At 63.8% G+C, this 23,001-nt stretch carries 19 protein-coding genes and 1 other RNA gene; 7 read left to right on the forward strand and 13 right to left on the reverse strand.

Annotated features, from left to right (window positions below; translation table 11 throughout):
• Nucleotides 1–106: 106 nt before the first annotated feature.
• The 6 genes from rpsA to gyrA form a co-directional block, all read right to left on the reverse strand.
• Nucleotides 107–1,810, reverse strand: a complete 1,704-nt coding sequence (rpsA, locus tag JHD82_RS10580; protein WP_288124655.1) for a 30S ribosomal protein S1 — start codon at nt 1,808–1,810, stop codon at nt 107–109.
• A gap of 166 nt (nt 1,811–1,976) precedes the next feature.
• A complete protein-coding gene (locus JHD82_RS10585) occupies nt 1,977–4,004 on the reverse strand; it encodes a bifunctional 3-phosphoshikimate 1-carboxyvinyltransferase/cytidylate kinase (protein ID WP_199136383.1) in 2,028 nt (675 codons plus the stop codon).
• A gap of 114 nt (nt 4,005–4,118) precedes the next feature.
• The gene (locus JHD82_RS10590; protein WP_012206521.1) at nt 4,119–4,997 is read right to left on the reverse strand and encodes a prephenate dehydrogenase/arogenate dehydrogenase family protein; all 879 of its coding nucleotides are present in this window, start codon (nt 4,995–4,997) and stop codon (nt 4,119–4,121) included.
• Complete coding sequence (pheA, locus tag JHD82_RS10595) at nt 4,997–6,097, reverse strand: prephenate dehydratase (RefSeq protein WP_012206520.1); 1,101 nt, start codon at nt 6,095–6,097, stop codon at nt 4,997–4,999. Before pheA ends, JHD82_RS10590 begins: the two co-directional genes overlap by 1 nt.
• Before the next feature lie 19 nt (nt 6,098–6,116).
• Nucleotides 6,117–7,226, reverse strand: a complete 1,110-nt coding sequence (serC, locus tag JHD82_RS10600; RefSeq protein ID WP_012206519.1) for a 3-phosphoserine/phosphohydroxythreonine transaminase — start codon at nt 7,224–7,226, stop codon at nt 6,117–6,119.
• A gap of 123 nt (nt 7,227–7,349) precedes the next feature.
• Nucleotides 7,350–10,016 carry a DNA gyrase subunit A gene (gene gyrA, locus JHD82_RS10605; protein WP_034395021.1) on the reverse strand — a complete coding sequence of 889 codons (2,667 nt, stop codon included), beginning with the start codon at nt 10,014–10,016 and terminating at the stop codon, nt 7,350–7,352.
• A gap of 229 nt (nt 10,017–10,245) precedes the next feature.
• Here gyrA and ompA point away from each other — a divergent pair, with 229 nt between their 5' ends.
• The 4 genes from ompA to ssrA all read left to right on the forward strand — a co-directional run bounded on the left by ompA (nt 10,246) and on the right by ssrA (nt 12,773).
• On the forward strand, nt 10,246–10,905 hold the full coding sequence (gene ompA, locus JHD82_RS10610) for an outer membrane protein OmpA (protein WP_013801631.1): 660 nt from the start codon (nt 10,246–10,248) through the stop codon (nt 10,903–10,905).
• Between the two features lie 84 nt (nt 10,906–10,989).
• Nucleotides 10,990–11,712, forward strand: coding sequence for a bifunctional 2-polyprenyl-6-hydroxyphenol methylase/3-demethylubiquinol 3-O-methyltransferase UbiG (gene ubiG / locus JHD82_RS10615; protein WP_012206516.1), 723 nt, complete (start codon nt 10,990–10,992; stop codon nt 11,710–11,712).
• Nucleotides 11,713–11,717: 5 nt separating this feature from the next.
• Nucleotides 11,718–12,383, forward strand: coding sequence for an HAD family hydrolase (locus JHD82_RS10620; RefSeq protein ID WP_043820616.1), 666 nt, complete (start codon nt 11,718–11,720; stop codon nt 12,381–12,383).
• A 12-nt stretch (nt 12,384–12,395) separates the two neighbouring features.
• Nucleotides 12,396–12,773: a transfer-messenger RNA gene (gene ssrA, locus JHD82_RS10625) on the forward strand.
• A 141-nt stretch (nt 12,774–12,914) separates the two neighbouring features.
• Here ssrA and JHD82_RS10630 read toward each other — a convergent pair.
• Entirely contained in the window at nt 12,915–13,133 is a 219-nt protein-coding gene (locus JHD82_RS10630; protein ID WP_199136385.1) for a hypothetical protein, read from the reverse strand.
• A 96-nt stretch (nt 13,134–13,229) separates the two neighbouring features.
• A complete protein-coding gene (locus JHD82_RS10635) occupies nt 13,230–13,526 on the reverse strand; it encodes an H-NS histone family protein (RefSeq protein WP_199136387.1) in 297 nt (98 codons plus the stop codon).
• Between the two features lie 508 nt (nt 13,527–14,034).
• On the opposite strand from JHD82_RS10635, the gene JHD82_RS10640 reads away from it, so the two are divergent.
• Both JHD82_RS10640 and JHD82_RS10645 read left to right on the forward strand, forming a co-directional pair.
• Complete coding sequence (locus JHD82_RS10640; RefSeq protein ID WP_233174691.1) at nt 14,035–17,802, forward strand: ExeM/NucH family extracellular endonuclease; 3,768 nt, start codon at nt 14,035–14,037, stop codon at nt 17,800–17,802.
• 984 nt (nt 17,803–18,786) lie between these two features.
• Nucleotides 18,787–19,113: a tetratricopeptide repeat protein gene (locus tag JHD82_RS10645; RefSeq protein WP_012206511.1), complete on the forward strand. Its 327-nt coding sequence runs from the start codon at nt 18,787–18,789 to the stop codon at nt 19,111–19,113.
• 59 nt (nt 19,114–19,172) lie between these two features.
• Here the strand turns inward: JHD82_RS10645 and JHD82_RS10650 are convergent, their stop codons facing one another.
• A complete protein-coding gene (locus JHD82_RS10650; RefSeq protein ID WP_199136391.1) occupies nt 19,173–19,637 on the reverse strand; it encodes a ribonuclease HI family protein in 465 nt (154 codons plus the stop codon).
• 101 nt (nt 19,638–19,738) lie between these two features.
• Between JHD82_RS10650 and JHD82_RS10655 the strand changes: the two genes are divergently transcribed.
• On the forward strand, nt 19,739–20,362 hold the full coding sequence (locus JHD82_RS10655; RefSeq protein WP_199136393.1) for a glutathione S-transferase family protein: 624 nt from the start codon (nt 19,739–19,741) through the stop codon (nt 20,360–20,362).
• Nucleotides 20,363–20,433: 71 nt separating this feature from the next.
• Here the strand turns inward: JHD82_RS10655 and JHD82_RS10660 are convergent, their stop codons facing one another.
• The 4 genes from JHD82_RS10660 to JHD82_RS10675 form a co-directional block, all read right to left on the reverse strand.
• Nucleotides 20,434–20,868, reverse strand: coding sequence for a YbaY family lipoprotein (locus JHD82_RS10660; protein WP_013801640.1), 435 nt, complete (start codon nt 20,866–20,868; stop codon nt 20,434–20,436).
• A 413-nt stretch (nt 20,869–21,281) separates the two neighbouring features.
• The gene (locus JHD82_RS10665; protein WP_199136395.1) at nt 21,282–22,310 is read right to left on the reverse strand and encodes a tyrosine-type recombinase/integrase; all 1,029 of its coding nucleotides are present in this window, start codon (nt 22,308–22,310) and stop codon (nt 21,282–21,284) included.
• On the reverse strand, nt 22,307–22,537 hold the full coding sequence (locus JHD82_RS10670) for a DUF4224 domain-containing protein (protein WP_199136397.1): 231 nt from the start codon (nt 22,535–22,537) through the stop codon (nt 22,307–22,309). The genes JHD82_RS10665 and JHD82_RS10670 overlap by 4 nt, the downstream gene beginning before the upstream one ends.
• Before the next feature lie 113 nt (nt 22,538–22,650).
• Nucleotides 22,651–23,001 (reverse strand): hypothetical protein, encoded by a 351-nt coding sequence (locus JHD82_RS10675; RefSeq protein WP_199136399.1) that lies wholly within the window; start codon nt 22,999–23,001, stop codon nt 22,651–22,653.

The following is a 23,001-nucleotide window of genomic DNA, read 5'->3' on the forward strand; positions in this document are numbered from 1 at the left end:
AGATGTGTATAAGAGACAGGGATAGGAATCAGGGGTTGAAATGGCGACGGGCGCCCGGAGGCGCCCGTCGCATCCGACCTTCAGCGGTCAGCAGACTGGCTGCTGATTACTTGTCGGAGTTGTCCAGCTTGGCGCGCAGCAGAGCGCCCAGGCTGGTCGTGCCGGCGTTTTCCTTGGCCGACTGAGCGGACAGGGAAGCCATGGCTTCTTGCTGGTCGACCTGGTCCTTGGCCTTGATCGACAGCTGGATGTTGCGGGTCTTGCGATCCACATTGACCACCACGGCGGTGATCTCGTCGCCTTCCTTCAGCACCGAGCGGGCATCTTCCACGCGGTCCACGGCGATTTCCGAAGCACGCAGGTAACCGATGATGTCTTCGCCCAGGTCGATTTCAGCACCACGTGCGTCCACCGTCTTGACCTTGCCCGACACGATCTGGCCCTTGTCGTTCACGGTCACGAAGGTCGTGAAGGGATCGCTGTCCAGCTGCTTGATGCCCAGGGAGATGCGCTCGCGCTCGACGTCCACGGCCAGCACGATGGCTTCGACTTCCTGGCCCTTCTTGTAGTTGCGCACGGCAGCTTCGCCGGGCTCGTTCCAGGACAGGTCGGACAGGTGCACCAGGCCGTCGATACCGGCAGCCAGACCCACGAAGACGCCGAAGTCGGTGATCGACTTGATCGGGCCCTTGACGCGGTCGCCGCGCTTGGTGTTCTGGGCGAACTCTTGCCAGGGGTTGGCCTTGCACTGCTTCATGCCCAGCGAGATGCGACGCTTGTCTTCGTCGATCTCCAGCACCATGACTTCGACTTCGTCACCCAGGGTAACGAGCTTGGTCGGAGCAATGTTCTTGTTGGTCCAGTCCATTTCGGAGACGTGCACCAGGCCTTCGATGCCGGGTTCCAGCTCGACGAACGCGCCGTAGTCGGCAATGTTCGTGACCTTGCCGAACAGGCGGGTGCTCGAGGGGTAGCGGCGCGAAACGCCCATCCACGGGTCGTCGCCCATTTGCTTCAGACCCAGCGAGACACGGTTCTTCTCGGTGTCGAACTTGAGGATCTTGGCGGTGATTTCCTGGCCAGCCTGCACGACTTCCGAGGGATGACGCACGCGGCGCCATGCCATGTCGGTGATGTGCAGCAGTCCGTCGATGCCGCCCAGGTCCACGAACGCACCGTATTCGGTGATGTTCTTGACCACGCCTTGAACGATGGCGCCTTCCTTCAGCGTTTCCATCAGCTTGGCGCGCTCTTCGCCCATCGAGGCTTCGACCACGGCGCGGCGGCTCAGCACCACGTTGTTGCGCTTGCGGTCCAGCTTGATGACCTTGAACTCCATCGTCTTGTTTTCGTACGGAGTCAGGTCCTTGATCGGACGGGTGTCGATCAGCGAACCGGGCAGGAAGGCGCGGATGCCGTTGACCAGCACCGTCAGGCCGCCCTTGACCTTGCCGGAGGTCGTGCCGGTCACGAATTCGCCCGATTCCAGGGCCTTTTCCAGAGCCAGCCACGAGGCCAGGCGCTTGGCGGTGTCGCGCGACAGGATGGTGTCGCCGTAGCCGTTTTCGATCGAGCCGATGGCGACCGACACAAAGTCGCCCACCTGGACTTCGATTTCTCCCTGGTCGTTCTTGAATTCGTCGATTGGCACGTAGGCTTCCGACTTCAGGCCAGCGTTCACGACGACGAAGTTGTGCTCGACGCGCACGACTTCAGCGGTGATGACCTCGCCAGGACGCATTTCCGTGCGTTGCAGCGATTCTTCAAACAGGGAGGCAAAAGATTCAGACATGTATTTCCTTGCCCGCAAACAGGTTTCCGCCGGCACTATTGCCAGGCGTTTCTAGGACTGTTTGCGGAGGTGTTGTGGGTTCAACCACTGTGTTGGAGTCTATGGACCTCGGGCCGTACATGGGGCGGTGCCGCCATGTCTGGGCCCGGAGGGCGGGTTTGCCGACGTGCGGCGCAACTGGCAATCAGTCGCGGCCGAACGGCTGGCGTTCCTGCCACCACGAAAGCACCTGTTCTGCCACCTCTTCGATGGAGAGCTCGGAGCTGTCAAGCAGCATGGAATCCTGGGCGGGCTTGAGCGGCGCAACGCTGCGGTTCATGTCCCGCGCATCGCGTGCTTCAAGGTCAGCCCGAAGGGCGCTTATGTTAGCGGCAATTCCTTTGGAAATCAACTGCTTATGCCGGCGCTCGGCGCGACAGGCGGCGGAGGCCGACAAATAGACCTTGAGGGGAGCATGGGGAAAGATCACCGTGCCCATGTCGCGGCCGTCGGCAACCAGCCCCGGAAGCTGCTGGAAGGACAGCTGCAGGTCCACCAGCGCGTCGCGCACGGCAGGCAGGGCCGAGACGCGCGAGGCGTTCATGCCCGACTCCTCGCTGCGCAGGATGAGGGTGACATCCTCGTCACCCAGCCAGATGCGCTGCTCGGCGTCAAAGCGCACGGGCAACTCGCGCGCCAGCACGGCGATCTGCTGGGCGTGCGGTTCGTCCAGCACCAGGCCGGCGCGCGATGCCGCCAGCCCCGTGAGCCGGTACAGCGCGCCCGAGTCCAGCAGGTGGTAGCCAAGAGCCTGGGCGACCTCGGCGGCAATCGTGCCCTTGCCCGAGGCCGTGGGGCCATCGATGCAGATCACGGGAATGCGCGCGCGGGCCGTTTCGCAGACCGAGAACAGGGCCTCGAAGTAGTCGGGGAAGGTCTTGGCGACGCACTTGGGGTCTTCGATGCGCACGGGCAGGGCGGCCGGGTTGAAGGCCGCCAGCGAGAAGCACATGGCCACGCGGTGGTCGTCATAGGTGTGGATGCTGGCCGCACGCCATGCGGCGGTGGACGCGGGCGGCGTGATGCGGATGTAGTCCGCACCCTCCTCGACGTCGGCGCCCAGCTTGCGCAGCTCCTTGGTCATGGCCGCGATGCGGTCGGTTTCCTTGACGCGCCAGCTTGCGATATTGCGCAGCGTGGTCGTGCCATCGGCATACAGGGCCATGACGGCCAGCGTCATGGCGGCATCGGGGATGTGGTTGCAGTCCAGGTCGATGGCCTTGAGCGGCCATGCGCCACGGCGGATGCACAGCCAGTTGGGGCCGCCTTCCACCTCGGCGCCCATGGCGCGCGCGGCCTCGACAAAGCGGATATCGCCCTGGATGGAGTCCCGTCCCACGCCGAGGATGCGGATGCCTTCGGCGCTGTCCGAGGCGATGGCGCCCAGTGCGATGAAGTAGCTGGCCGACGAGGCGTCTGCCTCGACATGGATCTCGCCCGGCGAGCTGTAGCGGCTGCCGGCCGGGATGGTGAAGCGCTGCCAGTTCTCGTTGTGCACGGCAATGCCGAAGCGGGCCAGCAATTCCAGCGTGATGTGGATGTAGGGCTTGGAGATCAGCTCGCCCACGACTTCGATGGTGATGTCGCGCGTGTTGGCCAGCAGCGGCAGCGCCATCAGCAGCGAGGTCAGGAACTGGCTGGAGACATCGCCACGCACCTGGATGGGGCTGTGCGGCAACTGCGAGAAATCGGGCTGGCGGATATGCAGCGGAGGAAAGCCCTCGTTGCCCAGATAGTCGATGCGGCAGCCGAGCTGGCGCAGCGCATCGACCAGATCGCCGATGGGGCGCTCATGCATGCGCGGCACGCCGCTGAGCTTGAAGTCGCCGCCCAGCACGGACAGGGCTGCCGTCAGCGGCCGCATGGCCGTGCCGGCGTTGCCCATGAACAGTTCGGCGCTGGCGCCGGAGGGCAGGACGCCGCCCAGGCCGGTGATGCGCACGGGCTGGCCAAGGGTGATGGTCGCGGGCTCCACCGTGCAGCCCAGTTGCTGCAGGGCCCGGAGCATGACGCGCGTGTCGTCCGAGTCGAGCAGGTCGTGGACCACGGTCGTGCCCTGGCTCAGTGCCGCGAGCAGCAGCACGCGGTTCGAGATGCTCTTGGAGCCCGGCAGGCTCACCGTGCCCTGCGCGCGGGAAAGAGGGGGGATGTCGAGAAAGGCGGTACTGAACATGGCGATTCGGATGCAAACAGGCTGTCGGGAGGCATTGCGGCCGCGCCGGCCGCAATGCACAGGAGCGCTTTGGGTGCGCCGGGCTTGCGTCTGGCGCTTGCCCTGCGTTGCGCGTCAGCGGCGCGGAGCGCCCATGCGCCAATGGGCGCGCGCGGCGCTGGCCAGGGTCAGGCGGTCTTCAAGACCTTGTCCGTCACCGGCCTGGATCAGGGATTCGAGTTGCTGCAGCGCCTGCTGGAACTGGCGCGACTGTGCCAGAACCTGCTCGCTGTTGGCCAGCAGCACATCACGCCACATCTTGGGATCGCCTGCGGCAATGCGCGTGAAGTCGCGGAAGCCGGGGCCGGCCAGGGACAGCACGTCGTCGGAGTCGGGCTGGGTGATCACGCTTTGCATCATGGCGAAGGCCAGCAGATGCGGCAGGTGGCTGACCGTGGCAAAGGCGCTGTCGTGGGCTTCGGGCGACATGGCGCGCACGCGGCAGCCCAGCAGTTCCCACAGGGAGCGGGCCTTTTGCAGGTGGTCGGTCAGCGTGCGTTCGGTGGGCGTCAGGATGACCTGTGCGCCCTTGTACAGCTGGGGGTCGGAGTGCTCGACGCCCGAGACTTCCTTGCCTGCAATGGGGTGGGCCGGCACGAAGGAGCCGAGCTGGTCGCGCAGGGCCGAGCGGGCGGCATGCACCACATCGACCTTGGTGGAGCCCACGTCCATGATCATCATCTCGGGCGTGACCAGGTGCTTGATGGACTTGAGCGTGGCCTCGGTCGCCGCCACGGGCACGGCCAGCAGCACCAGGTCGGCACCGGCGGCGGCCAGCAGGGCGGAGGGGGCCTCCACATCGATGACGCCCATCTGGCGAGCGCGTTCGGTCGTCGAAGGCGACTTGCTGTAGCCCACGACGCGCTTGACCAGCCCTGCCTGCTTGAGCGCCAGGGCGAACGAGCCGCCCATGAGGCCGCAGCCGATCAGGCCCAGTTGTTCAAAGGGCTGCATCACTTGGATACCGGGTAGGTGCCCAGCACCTTGTAGAAGGCGCACAGGCCGCGCAACTCTTCCAGCGCGCTGGCCACGTTGGGCTGTGCCGGGTGGCCTTCGAGGTCGATGTAGAAGTAGTACTCCCACTGGCCGGTGCGCGCGGGGCGTGACTCGAAGCGCGTCATCGACACGCCGTGCTTCTTCAGCGGCACCAGCAGGTCATGCACGGCGCCGGGGCGGTTGGGCACGGAGATGATGATGCTGGTGCAATCCTGGCCGCTGGGCGAGGGCGTGGCCAGCGTGTGCGGCAGGCAGATGACGGCGAAGCGCGTGCGGTTGTAGGCATCGTCCTGGATGGCATGCGCCACCACATGCAGGCCGAATTGCTGGGCCGCGCGTTCGCTGGCCAGGCCGGCGATGTTGGGGTGCAGCGCTGCCAGGCGAGCGCCTTCGGCATTGCTGGACACCGGGCGGCGCTCGGCATGCGGCAGGTGCTTGGCCAGCCAGCCCTGGCACTGTGCCAGGGCCTGGGGATGGGCTGCCACGACCTCGATGCCCTCGGTCGTGTTGCTGCTGCGAAGCAGGTTGTGGCGCACCAGCAGGCTGACCTCGCCCACCACGTGGCAGGGCGTGTGCAGGAACATGTCCAGCGAGCGCGTGACCACGCCTTCGTTGGAGTTCTCCACGCCCACCACGCCGTACTGCGCGCTGCCTGCGGCCGTGGCGTGGAACACCTCGTCGAAGCTGTTGCAGTACATCAGATCGGCCGCGCCGCCGAAGTACTGGATGGCGGCTTCCTCGCAGAAAGTGCCCGCCGGGCCCAGCACGGCCACGCGCTGGGGCGACTCCAGCGCCAGGCAGGCCGACATGATCTCGCGCCAGATGGCCGAGACATGGCCGTTCTTGAGCGGACCGGGGTTGGCGGACTCGATCTTCTGGATGACCTGGGCCACGCGGTCCGGGCGGAAGAAGGGCGTGCCTTCACGCTTCTTGACCTCGCCGACCTGCTCTGCCACGCGGGCGCGTCGGTTCAGCAGGTCCAGCAGTTGCTGGTCGATATCGTCGATCTGCACGCGCAGATGCGCCAGATCGGGAGAGGCTTGGGGTGTGGTGCTCATGGGCGGGAGTGTGGGTCGGTCAGGCGTTGCGCTGTTCGAATTCGCGCATGTACTCCACCAGCGCCTGCACGCCAGCGATGGGCATGGCGTTGTAGATGCTGGCACGCATGCCGCCGACGGACTTGTGGCCCTTGAGCTGCAGCAGGCCGCGTTCCCGGGCTCCGGCCAGGAAGGCGTCATTGCGCGATTCGTCGCGCAGGAAGAAGGGGATGTTCATGCGCGAGCGGCAATTGGCAGCGACCTTGTTCACGTAGAACGAGGACTGATCCACGTACTGGTAGAACAGGTCGGCCTTGGCGATGTTGCGCGCCTCCAGGGCTGCCACGCCGGTCAGGCCGCCTTCGGTCTGGCGCTTGATCCATTGGAACGTGAGGCCCGCGATGTAGATGCCCCAGGTCGGAGGCGTGTTGTACATCGACTGGTTGTCGGCCACGGTCTTGTAGTCGAAGGCCGAAGGGCAGGCCGGCAGGGCGTGGCCCAGCAGATCCTCGCGCACGATGACCAGGGTCAGGCCGGCCGGGCCCAGGTTCTTCTGTGCGCCGCCGAATGCCAGGCCCACGCGGCTCCAATCGACGGGGCGCGAGGCCACGTGCGAGGAGAAATCAACCACCAGCGGAGCATCGCAGCCCAGCGCCTTCAGGTCGGGCAGCTCCTGGAACTCCACGCCATGGATGGTTTCGTTGCTGCAGATGTGCACGTAGCTGGCGCCGCGGCTCAGTTGCCAGCTCTCGGGGGCGGGCAGGGCGGTGAACTTGCCGTCCTCGCCGCTGGCCGCGATGTGCGCGTCGGCCACGTACTTGCGTGCTTCCTTGGCCGACTTCTGGCTCCAGCTGCCGCTGAGCACGAAGTCCACCGTGCCGGCGCGCGACAGGTTCAGGGGAACGATGGCGTTCTCGGCCAGGCCGCCGCCCTGCATGAACAGGATCTTGAACTCGGGCGGTACGGCCAGCAGCTCGCGCAGGTCGGCCTCGGCCTGTTCATAGATGGAGATGAACTCCTTGCCGCGGTGGCTCATCTCCATCACGCTCATGCCGGACCCGTGCCAGTCGAGCATTTCGGCGGCTGCCTGCTGCAGCACTTCGGCGGGAATGGCGGCGGGGCCGGCGGAGAAGTTGTAAGGGCGGTTCATGGAGTTCACTGTCAAGTCACGCGCAGGCGCCAGTTCGGGCGGTGCCTGCAACTGTCAAAAATCTGGGCCGCCGCTGGGGCTGTGCTCCCGGGGCGGGAGGCAGCCCTAGCGGCGGCTGGGTCATCAGGCGGGCTCGCCCGTGCCTTCGGCAGCGGCTTCGTCGCCGCCCGTGGCCTCCTCGCCCGTGGCCTCGTCCTCGACTTCGTTGGCATCGTTTTCAACGATGCGCTGCAGGCCGCCGAGCTTGGCGCCTTCGTCCAGGGAGATCAGCGTCACGCCCTGGGTGGCGCGGCCCAGTTCGCGGATTTCCGAGACCCGGGTGCGCACCAGCACGCCAGTGTCGGTGATCAGCATGATTTCGTCATCGGCATGCACCAGGGTGGCGGCGACGACCTTGCCGTTGCGCTCGGACTGCTGGATGGCAATCATGCCCTTGGTGCCGCGGCCATGGCGCGTGTACTCCACGATGGAGGTGCGCTTGCCGTAGCCGTTCTCGGTGGCCGTGAGCACGCTTTGCGACTCGTCCTCGGCCACCAGCATGGCGATCACGCTCTGGCCTTCTTCCAGGTTCATGCCCTTGACGCCGCGCGCGTTGCGGCCCATGGGGCGCACGTCGTTCTCGTCGAAGCGCACGGCCTTGCCGCCGTCGCTGAACAGCATCACGTCATGCTTGCCGTCGGTCAGAGCAGCGCCGATCAGGAAGTCGCCCTCGTCCAGGCCCACGGCGATGATGCCGGCCTTGCGCGGGTTGGAGAACTCGTCCAGCGCCGTCTTCTTCACGGTGCCCATGCTGGTGGACATGAACACATAGTGGTCGGCCGGGAAGCTGCGGTACTCGCCCGTCAGCGGCAGCACCACGTTGATCTTCTCGCCATCCTGCAGCGGGAACATGTTGACGATGGGGCGTCCGCGCGAGCCGCGCGAACCTGCGGGCACTTCCCAGACCTTGAGCCAGTACAGGCGGCCGCGGTTGGAGAAGCACAGCAGATAGTCGTGCGTGTTGGCGATGAACAGCTGGTCGATCCAGTCGTCTTCCTTGGTGGCCGTGGCCTGCTTGCCGCGTCCGCCGCGCTTTTGCGAGCGGTACTCGGACAGCGGCTGGCTCTTGATGTAGCCCGTGTGGCTGAGCGTGACCACCATGTCGGTGGGCGTGATCAGGTCCTCGGTGGACAGGTCCTGCGCGCTGTACTCGACTGTGCTGCGGCGGGCGCCGACCTTGCTCTGTCCGAACTCGGCCTTGATCTGCTTGAGCTCGTCGCCAATGATGGCCGACACGCGCTCGGGCTTGGACAGGATGTCCAGCAGGTCCTCGATGACGGACATCACGTCCTTGTACTCGGCGACGATCTTGTCCTGCTCCAGGCCGGTCAGGCGCTGCAGGCGCATCTGCAGGATTTCCTGGGCCTGGGTTTCGGACAGGCGGTACAGGCCATCGGCCTGCATGCCGAATTCGCGCTCCAGCCCGTCGGGGCGGTAGTCGTCGGCGTTGACCACGCCGCCATCGGTGCGGGTGCGCGTGAGCATCTCGCGCACCAGCTTGCTGTCCCAGTTGCGCGTCATCAGCTCGGCCTTGGCCACAGGCGGCGTCGGCGCGTTGCGGATGATGGCGATGAAGTCGTCGATATTGGCCAGCGCGACCGCCAGGCCTTCCAGCACATGGCCGCGCTCGCGCGCCTTGCGCAGCTCGTACACCGTGCGGCGCGTGACCACTTCGCGGCGGTGCTGCAGGAAGACCTCGACCAGATCCTTCAGGTTGCACAGCTTGGGCTGGCCATCGACCAGCGCCACCATGTTCATGCCGAAGGTGTCTTGCAGCTGGGTCAGCTTGTACAGGTTGTTGAGCACGACCTCGGGCACTTCGCCGCGCTTGAGCTCGATCACCAGGCGCATGCCCGACTTGTCGGACTCGTCCTGGATGTGGCTGATGCCTTCGATCTTCTTTTCGTGCACCAGCTCGGCCATGCGCTCCTGCAGCGTCTTCTTGTTGACCTGGTAGGGCAGCTCGTCAACGATGATGGCCTGGCGCTGGCCGCGATCGATGTCCTCGAAGTGGCACTTGGCGCGCATCACCACGCGTCCGCGACCCGTGCGATAGCCTTCCTTGACACCGTTGATGCCATAGATGATGCCGGCCGTGGGGAAGTCAGGCGCGGGAATGATCTCCATCAGCTCGTCGATGGTGGCCTGAGGCGTCTGCAGCAGGTGCAGGCAGGCATCCACCACCTCGTTGAGGTTGTGCGGAGGAATGTTGGTGGCCATGCCCACGGCAATGCCCGAGGAACCATTGACCAGCAGGTTGGGCAGCCGCGCGGGCAGCACCAGCGGCTCGCGCTCGCTGCCGTCGTAGTTCGGGCCGTAGTCCACCGTCTCCTTGTCGATGTCGCCCAGCATCTCGTGGGAGATCTTGGACAGGCGGATTTCGGTGTAACGCATCGCCGCCGCGCTGTCCCCGTCCACCGAACCGAAGTTGCCCTGCCCGTCGACCAGCATGTGGCGCAGCGAGAAGTCCTGTGCCATGCGCACGATGGTGTCGTACACCGCGCTGTCTCCGTGCGGGTGGTACTTGCCGATCACGTCGCCGACGATACGCGCCGACTTCTTGTACGGCCGGTTCCAGTCGTTGTTGAGCTCGTGCATGGCGAACAGCACGCGCCGATGCACAGGCTTGAGACCATCTCGCGCATCGGGCAGCGCCCGGCCCACGATCACGCTCATTGCGTAATCGAGATAGCTGCGACGCATCTCCTCTTCGAGGCTGATGGGCAGGGTTTCTTTAGCAAACTGGGTCATGTGTGGCGATACTCTGACGGCGGGAAAAGGCCCATTTTAGGTCGAATGACGTGTAGCAGCCGAGCAACATAACCCTGGAATTCCGCCGCTGTCCTACTTGTTGGCGCCCGCTTGGCGGTCCGTCTGCTTGTGACGTATGGCACAATCAATTCAACGTTTTTGGTGATGGTCACTGATAACGTCCACAGATTCGCAGCCCTGCTGCGGCTTTTTCCCCAAGAGGAGAACCATGAAGAAACTGAACAAAGTGGCGATGTTGTTTGCCTCTGCCGCCCTCGCAACGGCTGCTGGCGCACAAGTGAAGGCTGCTGACGGTGGCAAGACCATCGACAACTGGCAAAACGGCACCAGCGAACTGGTGTGGAAGAACGGCACGAACGAACTGTGCTGGCGCGATGCCAACTGGACGCCCGCCACTGCAGCAGCTGACTGCGACGGTGCCCTGAAGCCTGTGGCAGCCGCTGTGGCTCCTGCCGCAACGCCCACTCCGGCAGCTCCCGCTCCGGCACCGGCTCCCGCTCCGGCCGTGGCTTCCAAGGTGACCTTCTCTGCTGACGCTTTCTTCGACTTCGACAAGTCGGTTCTGAAGCCCGAAGGCAAGGCCAAGCTGGATGACCTGGCCTCCAAGGTCAAGGGCATCAACCTGGAAGTGGTCATCGCCGTCGGTCACACCGACTCCGTTGGCTCTGACGCCTACAACCAGAAGCTGTCGGTTCGCCGCGCTGAAGCTGTGAAGGCTTACCTGGTGTCCAAGGGCATCGAAAAGAACCGCGTCTACACTGAAGGCAAGGGCGAAAAGCAGCCCATCGCCGACAACAAGACCAAGGAAGGCCGCGCAAAGAACCGTCGCGTGGAAATCGAAGTGGTCGGCACCCGCGCCGCTCAGTAATCTTTCGATTGCTTCCCGCAAAAGCCCCGGCAACGGGGCTTTTTTTATGGCCGAACGGTCGTCGCAATCACCGACAATCGAGCCATGAGCAACGCAATCAACGTCAATGCCGACCCGGCGGAGCTGGAGAAATTCTCCAGCCTGGCCCATCGCTGGTGGGACCCGGAAAGTGAGTTCAAACCTTTGCATCAGATCAATCCGTTGCGCCTGGACTGGATTGATGCGCAAGCTCCCTTGAAGGGCCGCAGGGTCCTTGATGTCGGCTGCGGTGGCGGCATCCTCGCCGATTCCATGGCCCGCAAGGGGGCGAGAGAGGTGGTGGGCATCGACCTGGCCACCAAGGCATTGCGCGTGGCCCAGTTGCATGCGCTGGAAACGGGCACTCCGAACATCCACTACCACGAAGTCAGCGTGGAACGTCTGGCCGAGGAGCAGCCGGGCTCCTTTGACGTGGTGACCTGCATGGAGATGCTCGAGCATGTGCCCGATCCCGCTTCCGTGGTCGCGGCCTGCGCCGAGCTGGTCAAGCCTGGGGGGTGGGTGTTCTTCTCCACGATCAACCGCAGTGCCAAGGCCTTTGGTCTGGCCATTGTGGCGGCTGAGTACCTGCTCAAGATGATTCCCAAGGGGACGCATGAGTACGCCAAGCTGATCCAGCCCAGCGAACTCGCGATGTTTGCCCGTCAGGCTGGCCTTGACCTGCAGGCCAGCAAGGGCCTGCAGCACAACCCCATCACCGGGCGCTACTGGCTCAGCGCGGACACATCGGTGAACTACATGCTGGCAACGCGCCGGGCAGAAGGGTGAGCCGCATGTGGCAAGAAGTCCGAGCTGTTCTGTTTGACCTGGACGGCACCTTGATCGACAGTGCACCCGACCTGGGTGCGGCCGCAGACAGGATGCGCATTGACCGTGGCCTGCAGTCGCTTCCCTATGAGCGGTATCGGCCCATGGCGGGCGCCGGGGCACGGGGGATGCTGGGAGTGGGCTTCGGGCTCACGCCTGACTCGCCGGAGTTTCCGGAGATGCGCGAGGAGTTTTTCCGCAACTACGAGCAGTGCATGACCGAGCGCACCTATGCGTTCGATGGTGTCCCGGAGCTCATTGCACAGCTCCAGGCGGCATCCATGCCCTGGGGTGTGGTCACCAATAAATCCATGCGTTTCACCGATCCGCTGACGCAGCAGATGCCGCTTTTCGCGAGCGCTGGTGCCATCGTCAGCGGTGATACCACGCCCCACGCAAAGCCCCATCCAGCGCCGTTGCTGGAAGCTGCCGCGCGTATCGGCCTGCCGCCGCAGAGTTTTGTCTATGTGGGTGATGATGAGCGCGACATCGTTGCAGGCAAGGCCGCAGGCATGAAGACCGTGGCGGCCTGCTACGGCTACCTTGGCGCAGCGGGCGATACGCTGCAGTGGCAGGCGGATGCGCAAATCTATTCTCCACTGGAGCTCTTGAAACTGCTGGAAAGAGGCTAAGATAGGAGCCTTGGGGCTGTCCTGGTTTCGACGTGGGTTCGGGACCGGTGTGGTGCATGTCGAGCTTGAGTGACGCTCGTAAATCTCCATTCAAAAAACTAACTGCAAACGACGAACGTTTCGCACTCGCCGCTTAAATCCGGTGAGCCTTGCAACAGCACGCTGATGGGCTGGGCAAGGGGGTAGCAATACCTCCCGGCTGCAAGGGAATTTACATCAGCTGGCTGCGTGCTGGGCTTCTTAGTACGTGGCAAGATCCAAGGAAGCTGGCATCCCGGGTAGCGTGCGCCTGCGCGACTTGGGAAGCGAGACTCAAAACAGAACGCTAAACATGTAGATCTGCCCGGCGAAGGCTTGCGGACGCGGGTTCAATTCCCGCCAGCTCCACCATCCAAGACACCGCCACACACTGATGACCTCAGCGTGTGGCGGTTTTTTTGCCTGCAAGTGTTCTGCGGTGTCGTCGGAATCGCACGGATTTCGCACGGGCTGCGGGAGCGGGCTCGGCAAGGAGGCTGGCCCAGGGTTGATTCAGTTGCTGCCCATGTCGGGCATGGGCTGTTGCGACAGTTCCTGGATCAGCGTGAGGCGGAAATGCGCCAGGGCCTTGGCGCCATGCTGTATGTGGTGCAGGTCTGCCACCCCGCCGATGCCCGAGACCAGCAGCTCCGGTTTGTTGGACAGGATGACTTCTATGAAGTGGTCAGCCAGTTCTGCTGCCAACAGGGTGTCTGTGCTCTGTTTGCTCATGTGCGTTTCCTCCTTGTGGTGGAAATCGCATGGTATGGCATCGCGGCGGAATAGGGGGTGCCGACTGGAGGCATGGCCGGCGCCCGGTGTCGACCCTCAGATGGCGAGGCTTGCGCGGTCCTTGCCTTCTATCCATTTGGGCGGCTTGCCGCGGCCTGTCCAGGTGGCGCCGGTTTCAGGGTTGCGGAATTTGGGCTCTCCCATGCTGCGCGTGCCGGGCTTGCCGGATTTGCTCTTGGCGGAGGGGAAGACGTCTTCCTTCGTCAGGCCATATTGCTGCACCATCGCCTTTGCTTCAGCGATCGCATCGGTTTTCGCGTGCTGGATGAGTGCGTCGATTTTTTTCTCAAGCTCGGCTTTTTGTTGCAGCAGGGCCTTGTAGTCGGATGTCATGGCAATGATGATTTTCAGTGGGAGATGCGCGTGTATATCACGGGCATGAATATTTTGTAAGTTATGAGTAAGAAAAAGAGGGTGCGGATGCGGGAACGGTCACCAGCGACGTGGCGCGTTCAGAACAGGTGATGGGGATGGTTGGGGCGATGAGGTGCGCCCAAGAAAAAGGCCAGCGGCTTGCGCTGGCCTGGGAAGAAAGAGCCGGTGCTTTTTGAAAGCTTCCTGGGGGAATGAGAGGGAGGGAGGAGGAAATGCCCCAGACCCGGCAATGAAACGGTGCAGAAACTGATGGCGATGATGCCTGCCGTGCGCAGGCCGGCCGATGGGTGAGAGGCGAGTCTGCACGTAGGACGGGGGAGCATCTGCCGAGTCACAGGCTGGTCATCTCCATGCGCGATAAACCGGGAGTTGCGCAACCATGGGGGGGAGCGCATTGTTTTTTTATTGCGCATCCATGTCCATTGCTGCCACGCTGATTCCATTTGTTTTCAACCCGGCCAATCCGATGAGTGCGCCATTGCAGCGCCATCGTTGGCGCCTGTATGGTGCGGGCCTGCTTCTGTCGGCATCTGCCGGGGTATGGGCGCAGGTTCCCTTCAACGGCACCTACACGCAGAATTTCGACACCCTGGCCGCGTCCGGGGCGGGGCTGGCCTGGGTCAATAACAGCACCTTGCCGGGCTGGTTTCTCTTCAACAAGAACCTGGCATCCATCACCTCTTATGTGGCTGGCAATGGTGCCTCCAACACCGGCAGCTTCTACAGCCTGGGGCTGAGCACGGACCGTGCCTTGGGGGGAGTGGCATCAGGCGGGGCCTACTTTGGCAGCCCGGCCCAGGGCGCTGTAGCGGGTTGGATTGCGCTGGCGGTGCGCAATGACACGGGCGGCTCGGTCGATGGCATCACCTTGCGATTCAACGGCGAGCAATGGCGCAACGGTGGCAATACGGAACCGCAGCCCATGGTGCTGGAGTACGGCATGGGAGCCACCTTTGCCGACGTGCCTGAATGGCTGCCTGCCGGCGCGAACTTCAATTGGCAATCGCCTGTTGCCACCGGAACTGCCGCCGCCGTGGACGGCAATGCGGCCGGGCGGGTGAACAATGTGGGCGGGGATCTGCGCGGCCTGGGCTGGGCGCCAGGTGCCACGCTGTGGCTGCGTTGGGTGGAACTCAATGATGTGGGCAACGACCACGGCCTGGCCATTGATGACGTCTCCATCACCCTGGCGCTGCCCGACACCACGGCGCCCACGCTGCAGGCAAGCATTCCCGCGGAGGCGGCAACCGGGGTGGCGCTGAATCCCGAAATCAAGCTGAGTTTCGATGAGGCGGTGAAGCCCGGTAGCGGCAGCTTCGAACTGCGCCAGGGCGCCACGGTGGTGGCAACGCTGCAGGCTGGCGATGCGGCGCAGGTGAAATTCAGTGGCTCGACCATCACGCTCAACGCGGGTGTGCGGCTGGCGGTCAATACGCCCTACAGCCTGGTTTCCGTGGGCGAGCCGGTGTTGGATACCTCGGGCAATGTGTGGACCGGCACGACGCTGGGCTTCACGACAGGAGACGAGCCGCCGGTCACCAGGATTTCTGCGGTCCAGGGCTCTGGCGATCAGTCTCCGCTGGTGGGGCAGAAGGTGACGGTGAGTGCCGTGGTGACGGCCTATATGCCTGGACTGAGCGGTTTCTTCATGCAGGAAGAGGCGGCAGACTCCGATGGGGACGCTGCTACCTCGGAGGGCATCTTTGTCTACTACGGCAACGCCAATCCTGGCGTGGATGAGAGCACGGTGGGCAAGCTGGTGCAGATTTCCGCCTCGGTGAGCGAGTTCCGCAATCAGACCCAGCTCAGCGCCATCACGGACTTCGTCGTCCGCGGCGCGGCGGCCTTGCCGGAGCCGGTGCGCATCGCACTGCCTGTCAGCGACATGGGGCAATGGGAGCGTCTGGAAGGCATGCGTGTGGAGGTGGCGTCCGCCACCGCAGGCGGCAAGCTGGTGGTGAGCGACAACCGCACGCTGGGCCGCTACGGCAATGTCACGCTGTCTGCCGATACGCCGTTGGCGCAGTACACCGAAGTCAACGCTCCCAGCGTGGCGGGCTATGCAGCCTACGTGCAGACGCTGCAGCGCAGCCAGATCATTCTCGATGATCGCTCGGGGGCCCAGAATCCCGAGTTCGTGCCGGGTCGTGGCGGCCTGCCGCTGTCGGCGTCCAACACGCTGCGCGCTGGCGATGGCGTGGATCGCGTCATCGGCGTGCTCGACCAGTTTTTTGATGCTGCCGCCAGCGAGCCCTATCTGACCAGCTACCGCGTGCAGCCCACGCAGACGCCGCAGTTCACGGGAGCCGCGCGCCCTTCTGCTGCTGAATTGCAGCAGGCCGTGGGAGCGGCCACGCTCAAGATCGCGTCTGCCAACGTTCTCAATTTCTTCAACCTGACCGGTGCCACAAGCGGCTCTTCTCAGGTGATGTTCAACACGCCGCTGGGCAACCAGCAGGGCATTCGCGGTGCCAACAGCATTGCCGAGCTGGACAGGCAGCGCGCCAAGATCGTGGCCAATCTGCTGGGGCTGGGCGCCGATGTGTATGGCCTGATGGAGGTGCAGAACAATGGCTTTGGTCCGGGCAGCGCCATCCAGGATCTGGCCGACGCCCTGAACGCGAGTGCCGACAAGCCTGCCGGCGCCGTGTATGCGGTAGTCAAGGCACCCTTCACTGAGGCTGCAGGCACGGTGCCAGGCGCGGGCACGGATGCCATTACCGTGGCCATCGTCTATCGCAGCGACCGCGTCACGCCGGTGGGCAGCGCAGCGGCACCCAATGTCTCTACCTACGATGCCTTCAACGGAAGCATCGGCGGAGCCCGGGTGCCGATTGCGCAGACCTTTGCCGTGGGCGGCAGCACGGAGCAGTTCACGCTGGTGGTGAACCATTTCAAATCCAAGGGCAGCGTGCTCGGTGGCGCGGGCAATGCGGACGTGCTCGACGGCCAGGGCGCCAACAACGCGGCGCGCGTGAAGACGGCCCAGCAACTGAGCAACTGGCTGGCAACCCGGCCCACAGGCGCGACCAGCCCCCACGTGGTGCTGGTGGGTGATTTCAACGCCTATGCGAAGGAAGACCCCATCACCACGTTGGAGACCGGCGGCTATGTCAAGGTCTCCCAGGGGCTGTCCTATGCATTCGACGGAATGTGGGGTTCGCTGGACCATGTGCTGGTGAGCACCAGCCTGCAGCCCAGCGTGGGGCGTGCGGTCAAGTGGGCCATCAATGCCGAGGAGCCCGAGGTGCTCGACTACAACGTCGAGTTCAAGTCGCTCGATCAGCAGGCCAGCTTCTATGCGCCCACTGCCTATCGTTCCAGTGATCACAACCCCATCCTCCTGGGGCTGAATTTCGGTGGCCAGGCGCCCTCGTTCAGTGGCGTGCCTGCCAATGCGCAGGCCGTGGTGGTGGGGCAGGCGGCCGATCTGGCGGACGTGGTGGTGGCCGATGCCGACAGCCCCGTCGTCACACTGTCCATCGTCGCCAGCGGCGGACAGGTGCTGGGCCTGGAGGATGCAGATGCTGCACAGCCCGGCATACAACTGCGCGGCAGCCCCGAACAGGTATCGCAGCAATTGCGCGCCGCCATGTACATGGCTTCGGTGGCCGGTCCGGCCAGCCTTCAACTGAGCGTGAGCGATGGTGTCCATGCGGCTGTGACGGCCAGCTATCCGCTGCTGGCGACCGCAGCGGGCGCAGTGGACCCGGCCAATCGATTCAACATCACCGGAGCAAGCCAGATTGCGGTTGCGGGCGAAGTCGTGGGCGGTGGTGCCAACTGCCGCCTGGCCGAGCCGCCGCAGGTCATGGCGGCACCGGGTACACCACGTCCTGGGGCGGTGGTGCCACACGGGCTGTTGAAGCTCAATACGGATGGCTGTGATGCGGGTGCGCTCGTGACGGTCAGGCTGACCTATCCGAACGATTTGCCCAGTGGTGCTGAATACTGGAAGTGGGGCCGCACGGCAGATAACACCACGCAGCACTGGTACCGCATACCTGCAACGCTGCAGGGGCGCGTAGTCTCCTTCGTGCTGCGCGATGGCGGCCTGGGCGATGACGATCTTCTGGCCAATGGCCGTGTGGAAGACCCTTCGGCCCTGGTGCTGCCTGCCGCGGTAGGTGGCGGTACGCCGGCGGCGATTCCGTCACTGAGCGAGTGGGCGATCGCGCTACTGAGCCTGATGATTGGTGGACTGGCCATCCGCCTGCGCCGCCGCAAACCTTGATGCTGCCGTGAAAAGGCCCGGTCTGCACCACGTGCAGGCCGGGCCTTTTGCATTGGGGCCGGGGACACTGCGGACAGGCATTTGCCCGACTGCGTGCAACAGGTATGGGTGGGAGAGGATCTTGGTGTGCAACCGCAGGCCGATGCTTGATGATGGCCGGGTTGGGTGCGAAAGTGGCGCGTCTGCTGCTGCGGGCGCCGTCTCGGTGCAAGCAATGAGAGAGAGATCCAGAAACGATCGTGCTTGAAAAAGAGCCTGGCTAACCGGCATACCGCTGGCTGGCAAAAACGACTGCAGGCTGAACTGGCCTGACGAGTCGCCCCACGATGAAACTGAACTGCTGCAACACCATGAATGATGCAGCGTGGATTGAATGATATACGCAAACAAGAATCATTCTCAAATAAACCCAGAACTTTCTCTGGAATTAGAAAAAGCTTGTGTTTTGCGGTTTTCGCCTGCTGGGCTGGTATCTGGCGTGGTGCCGCTCAAGAAAAAACGCCCCGGCTGCGGAGGCGGCCGGGGCGCTGAATGGAGCGTTCCATGCGATCAATCCAGGAAGGACACATGCTAGGGGTTTTGAATGAGAGCGCTTGCGTCTGCGTCTCCGGTCCTTCCTGGTTGTCAAGTGTAAATTGAAACAAGGTGCTTGATGGGGTCAAAGCAGCCGAAGTTGCATGCATCTGAGCCGTAAAGCTGTTTTTTTGTATTCCGATGCGACCGCCTCAAGCCAAATGCGCCGTGCAATGCAAAAAGCCCGCTGTGGAGCGGGCTTTTTTCTGGGAATGTGGACGATGGCTCTTACGCGACCATCGTTTTACGGCAGAACGTCTCTGCGGCTGTCACCGTTGTTTTTTTCGTCGTAGTGCACGACGCGCCGGCGTGAGATACAGCATTGCCTGCGCAGACAACCACGGGATTATAGCAGAGGCAGAATTTGCCGCTGGAGCCATGGGCCTGTGTTGCCGCAGAAGCGGTTTGAAGATGAATGAAATGACGCAAAGGCTTGAGGGCCTGCTCGCATCCGGCAAGGACTCGGCCCTGCTGCGCTGTACCTTGGGCAAGACCTATCTTGAAAACGAGGCGCCTGAGGTGGCTCATTCACACCTGGAGCGGGCCACTGAACTCGATCCCGGCTATTCGGTGGCGTGGAAGCTGCTGGGCCGGGCATTGCTGGCGCTGGGCGACGCTGCTGGAGCGCGGCGGGCGTGGAATACGGGATTGGCCTGCGCGCAGCAGAAGGGGGATGCCCAGGTCGTAAAGGAGATTGGTGTGTTCCTCAAGCGCCTGGACAGGCAGCAGGCGGGCTGAGTCGAGGCCCTGCGAAAGGGTGTGGGTGCGGGTGTGTGTGTTTTGGTGCGGAGCGGGATTCACGCCTGCAAAAGAGCTTCCCTGGCCAGGGCGTCGGCCTCGGTGTTGCGGTGGCGGGGTATCCAGCGCAGTTGCACGTGCTCGAACCCGGTCAGCATGGTGCGGGCCTCATCAAAGAGGTCTGCCAGGCGCGCGATGGGCTTGATGGGGCGTAGCGATGGAGTCAGCTGCTCCACCAGGATGCTGCTGTCCGTGAAGATGGTCAGGCGGCGCGCCTGCAGGCCTTGCAGGGCCTGCAGCGCGGCCATCAGGGCGCGCAGTTCGGCTTCGTTATTGCAGCCTCGCTCGTGGCAGGGCTCGGACAGAAGGTGGCGGCGTCCGTCGGGTGCGGTGATGACGGCGCCCATGGCCATGCGTCCGGGGTTGGGTACGGCGCTTGCATCAATGTAGGCAGTCCAGAGGTCGGCATCTGAGGGCGAGGGGGCGCAGGCGCTTGGGCGTGATGAGGGCTTTTCCAGAGGCATGCCTGCATCATGCGGCAGCGGTAGAGGTTCGGTCGCATTTCTTGTCGGATGGCGCGGGACAATGCAGGTCTGCAAATCACCGAAACCGAAGAAGGCAGCGAATGATCAGGATTCTGGGCAAGTCATCGTCCATCAATGTGCGCAAGGTGCTGTGGCTTTGCGTGGAGCTGGGAATTTCTTTCCACCAGGAGGAATGGGGTTCAGGCCATCGATCGACGCAGGAGCCGGGATTTCTGGCGCTCAATCCGAATGCGATGGTTCCGGTGCTGCTTGATGGGCCGCTGGTGCTGTGGGAGTCCAATACCATCTGCCGCTACTTGGCGGCCCGCCATGACCGGCAGGACCTGCTGCCGGCAGCACCCGCCGAGCGCGCGCTTGTCGAGCAGTGGATGGATTGGCAGGCCACCGAGCTGAACAATGCCTGGCGCTATGCATTCATGGGGTTGGTGAGAAACAGCCCCGAGCACCAGGACCCCGTGCAACTGGCCGGCAGCATGGCGAACTGGCATCGCCACATGCGCATTCTGGAGGACCAGTTGTCGCGCACCGGCGCCTTTGCTGCTGGCGCGCAATTGAGCCTGGCCGATATCGTGCTGGGCCTGTCCACGCACCGCTGGATGTCGGCGCCCATGGAGCGCCCTGAATTGCCTGCAGTCCGCGCCTACTACGAACGGCTTTGCGAGCGGCCGGGCTTTCGCCTGCATGGCGCCAACGGCATGCCTTGACGGCGGTCTGGCGCCCTGCGTGACAAAGCCCGCCAGGTTTCCTGAGGGCTTTGGTTGTTGAAGGACTGGGGTCAGGGAGCGACGCGCACCAGCATCATGTCGGCCTTCGAGCCTGCACCACGGGTCAGCACCGGGTGGACGGTGTCATTGATGAAGATGAGTTGGTTGCCCTGGGTAATGCGTGAGGTGACTGTGTACTGCGAGGCAGGATTCAGGCGGCTGGGCTCGACGGGCAGCTTGAAGCTGTAGGGCGGCTTGAGGCCTTCGAGCCGCATGGACTGCTGGGATATCACCGGGGCGGGAGCATCGGCGCGCGAGGTGTCCTGCAATTCGACGACCAGCACGGCGTCGGGCGCAAGCGGAGCGGGCTCCCTCAGGTCAACCGTTCCCATGACCGCAGTGACGGGCGCATTGGGCGCCGGCTGGGTCTGGGCGCATGCACCCAACAGTGCTGCGGACATCACGAGGGCCAAGGCTGTGCGGCGCTGAAGGCTGTTGGAATTCATTGGGGCTCCTTCTTGATTTGGGAGTCCCAGTCTGGCCTGGCGTGGCTTGCGGGGCTGTAGGAGCAGGCTCAACGCAAGCTGCTGCCATTTCCCAAAGTCGCATGGGCCGATCTGCTGGCTGGTTGCCAGTCTTGGAGGCAAGGGTGTGAAAGGTTTGTGCTCGTGCTGCGGGCGCTGCGCTGGCGACGCTCGGTTGGGCAATTGCGATCTGGACAGACAAAAGCCCCTGGCTCTTTCGAACCAGGGGCTTGAATCATTTGGTCGGAGCGGCGGGATTCGAACTCGCGACCCTCTGCTCCCAAAGCAGCCGGTCGAACTATTGAAATCAACGGCTTGCACCGTTTTCTTCTAACGCGCGCATCTGCAAATGGTGCTGCCCGCCATAGGCAGCGCAGAGGCGCGTTAGAAGAAATTCAGCGTGTCGCGTCCACCTTCAGCGCACGTTTGTGACGCACATAGTCGGCGGTCTGGGACTGGGTGGAGTGGGCGCCCATGCGCTGCGCCTCCATGATTCCGCGCCCACGGTCCACATCGGTAAGGGCCTTGCCGCGGAGGTCGTGGAAATGGCAGTCCTTGACGCCGGCCCGCTTCACTGCCCGTTTCCAGGCGGTGGACGCGCCCGAGTAGGTGTAGGGCTGGCCCTGCAGCGTGCAGAACACGAAATCAGGGCTTTGGTTGGGGAGCGCTCGCAAGCGGTCCACAACGTCACGCAGGCGCTGCGTCCATGCGATCAGGACCTGGGCGCCGGTCGAGCCCTCGGTTTTGGCCGGCTGGAACGCAATGCCCTGCTTGCCCACATCGCTCCACCGCAAGGTCAGCAGGTCGCCAATGCGCTGCCCGGTCAGGTACGCCATGTCGATCAACGCACAGATCGTGTGGCCGGAGCGCGTGCGCTTGCCATCGTCCCCGTACATCACGGCCACCTTGATGCGGCGCACCTCGGAATCCGTGATGTACCGCGTGCGCGCCTTCACGGACATGGTCTTGAGGCTGTCCACAGGGTTCGTGCCGGGCGGCCGGTAGCCTTTTTCTTCGGCGAACCGCATCAGCTCTCGCAGCATGGAGCGGTAGGCGTTGTAGGTGCGCGGCTTGTCGCTGAAGTGTTTCAGGAACTCCACGATGGCCGGCGCGGTGACCTCCTGCGCGCGAAACTCCTGGAACGATTCGGAGATGGTGCGCGTTTGGTAGGCATCGTTGGCCTGCGTTTTCACGCTGTGTCGGCTGCCGACCTCCGCAAGCCAGTCCGCGATCAGTGCGGCCATGCTGTCCCGGGCCTGGTCTGCCTGCTCCATATCGGCCAGGGCGCGGTACAGAGCGGGCAGGCCGTCGCGGATGGTGGACAGGCGCATCCAGATCCGCTTTTTCCCTTCGGCGCGGACATGCCAATAGGCGCCGCCCTTCTCGTAGACACGCTTTGGCAGGTCGCTGCGGCGCTTGCTCATGCCGGCCTCCGCATCTGCGGCGGCCGCACGCGCGGCGCGGTGGACGGAGCTGGCCCAGCGCAGACGGCCAGATAGTGGTCGCGCTCCAGCAGCACTTTGCCCGTGCGCTCGCTGAGCCGTGCACGGAAGAATCCGCGCTTGTGCAGCGCCTTGAGCTGCATGGAGGGCCATTGGTAGTGGGTGAGCTCCCTGATTTCGTCTTCAGAGAGGGTTAGGCTGATGCTCATGGTGGGCACCTTTCAAAAACAAAGGCCCGCGGGTGCGGGCCAGGTGATTGGTTCGTCGTCGGGGTGCGGTGCGCGCTTGTCGTGCCAGTTGTGTCGCTTCTGGCAGGCCATGGCTATGCAGGCCCTTTCTGCTGCGCATGAGCACGCATCGGCGATTTGCGGTCGTAGAGCACGGCGTGGCGGTATGCCGCGTACTCATCGACCTTGCCTTCGATGTCTTCTGGTGAGGCAAACCATCGCGCGGGCTTCAGCCACTGCACGACGTTGATCGGCCTGTAATTGCCGTCGCGCCAGCCGCTGTAGCCGGCGAGAACCACGCCGCTGGTGATGTGGCCGTTTTTGAGGCGCACGGCTTGCCAGACGCCGGTGAGCGGCCAGATCTTCTGGGCGAACCATTGATCCTGGTCCACCCACCAGCCGCTCTCGGTTTCGTTGCGCACTGTGATTTCGATGGGTTCTTGCAT

Source organism: Delftia sp. ASV31 (genome assembly GCF_016428765.1).
Lineage (GTDB): Bacteria > Pseudomonadota > Gammaproteobacteria > Burkholderiales > Burkholderiaceae_C > Comamonas > Comamonas acidovorans.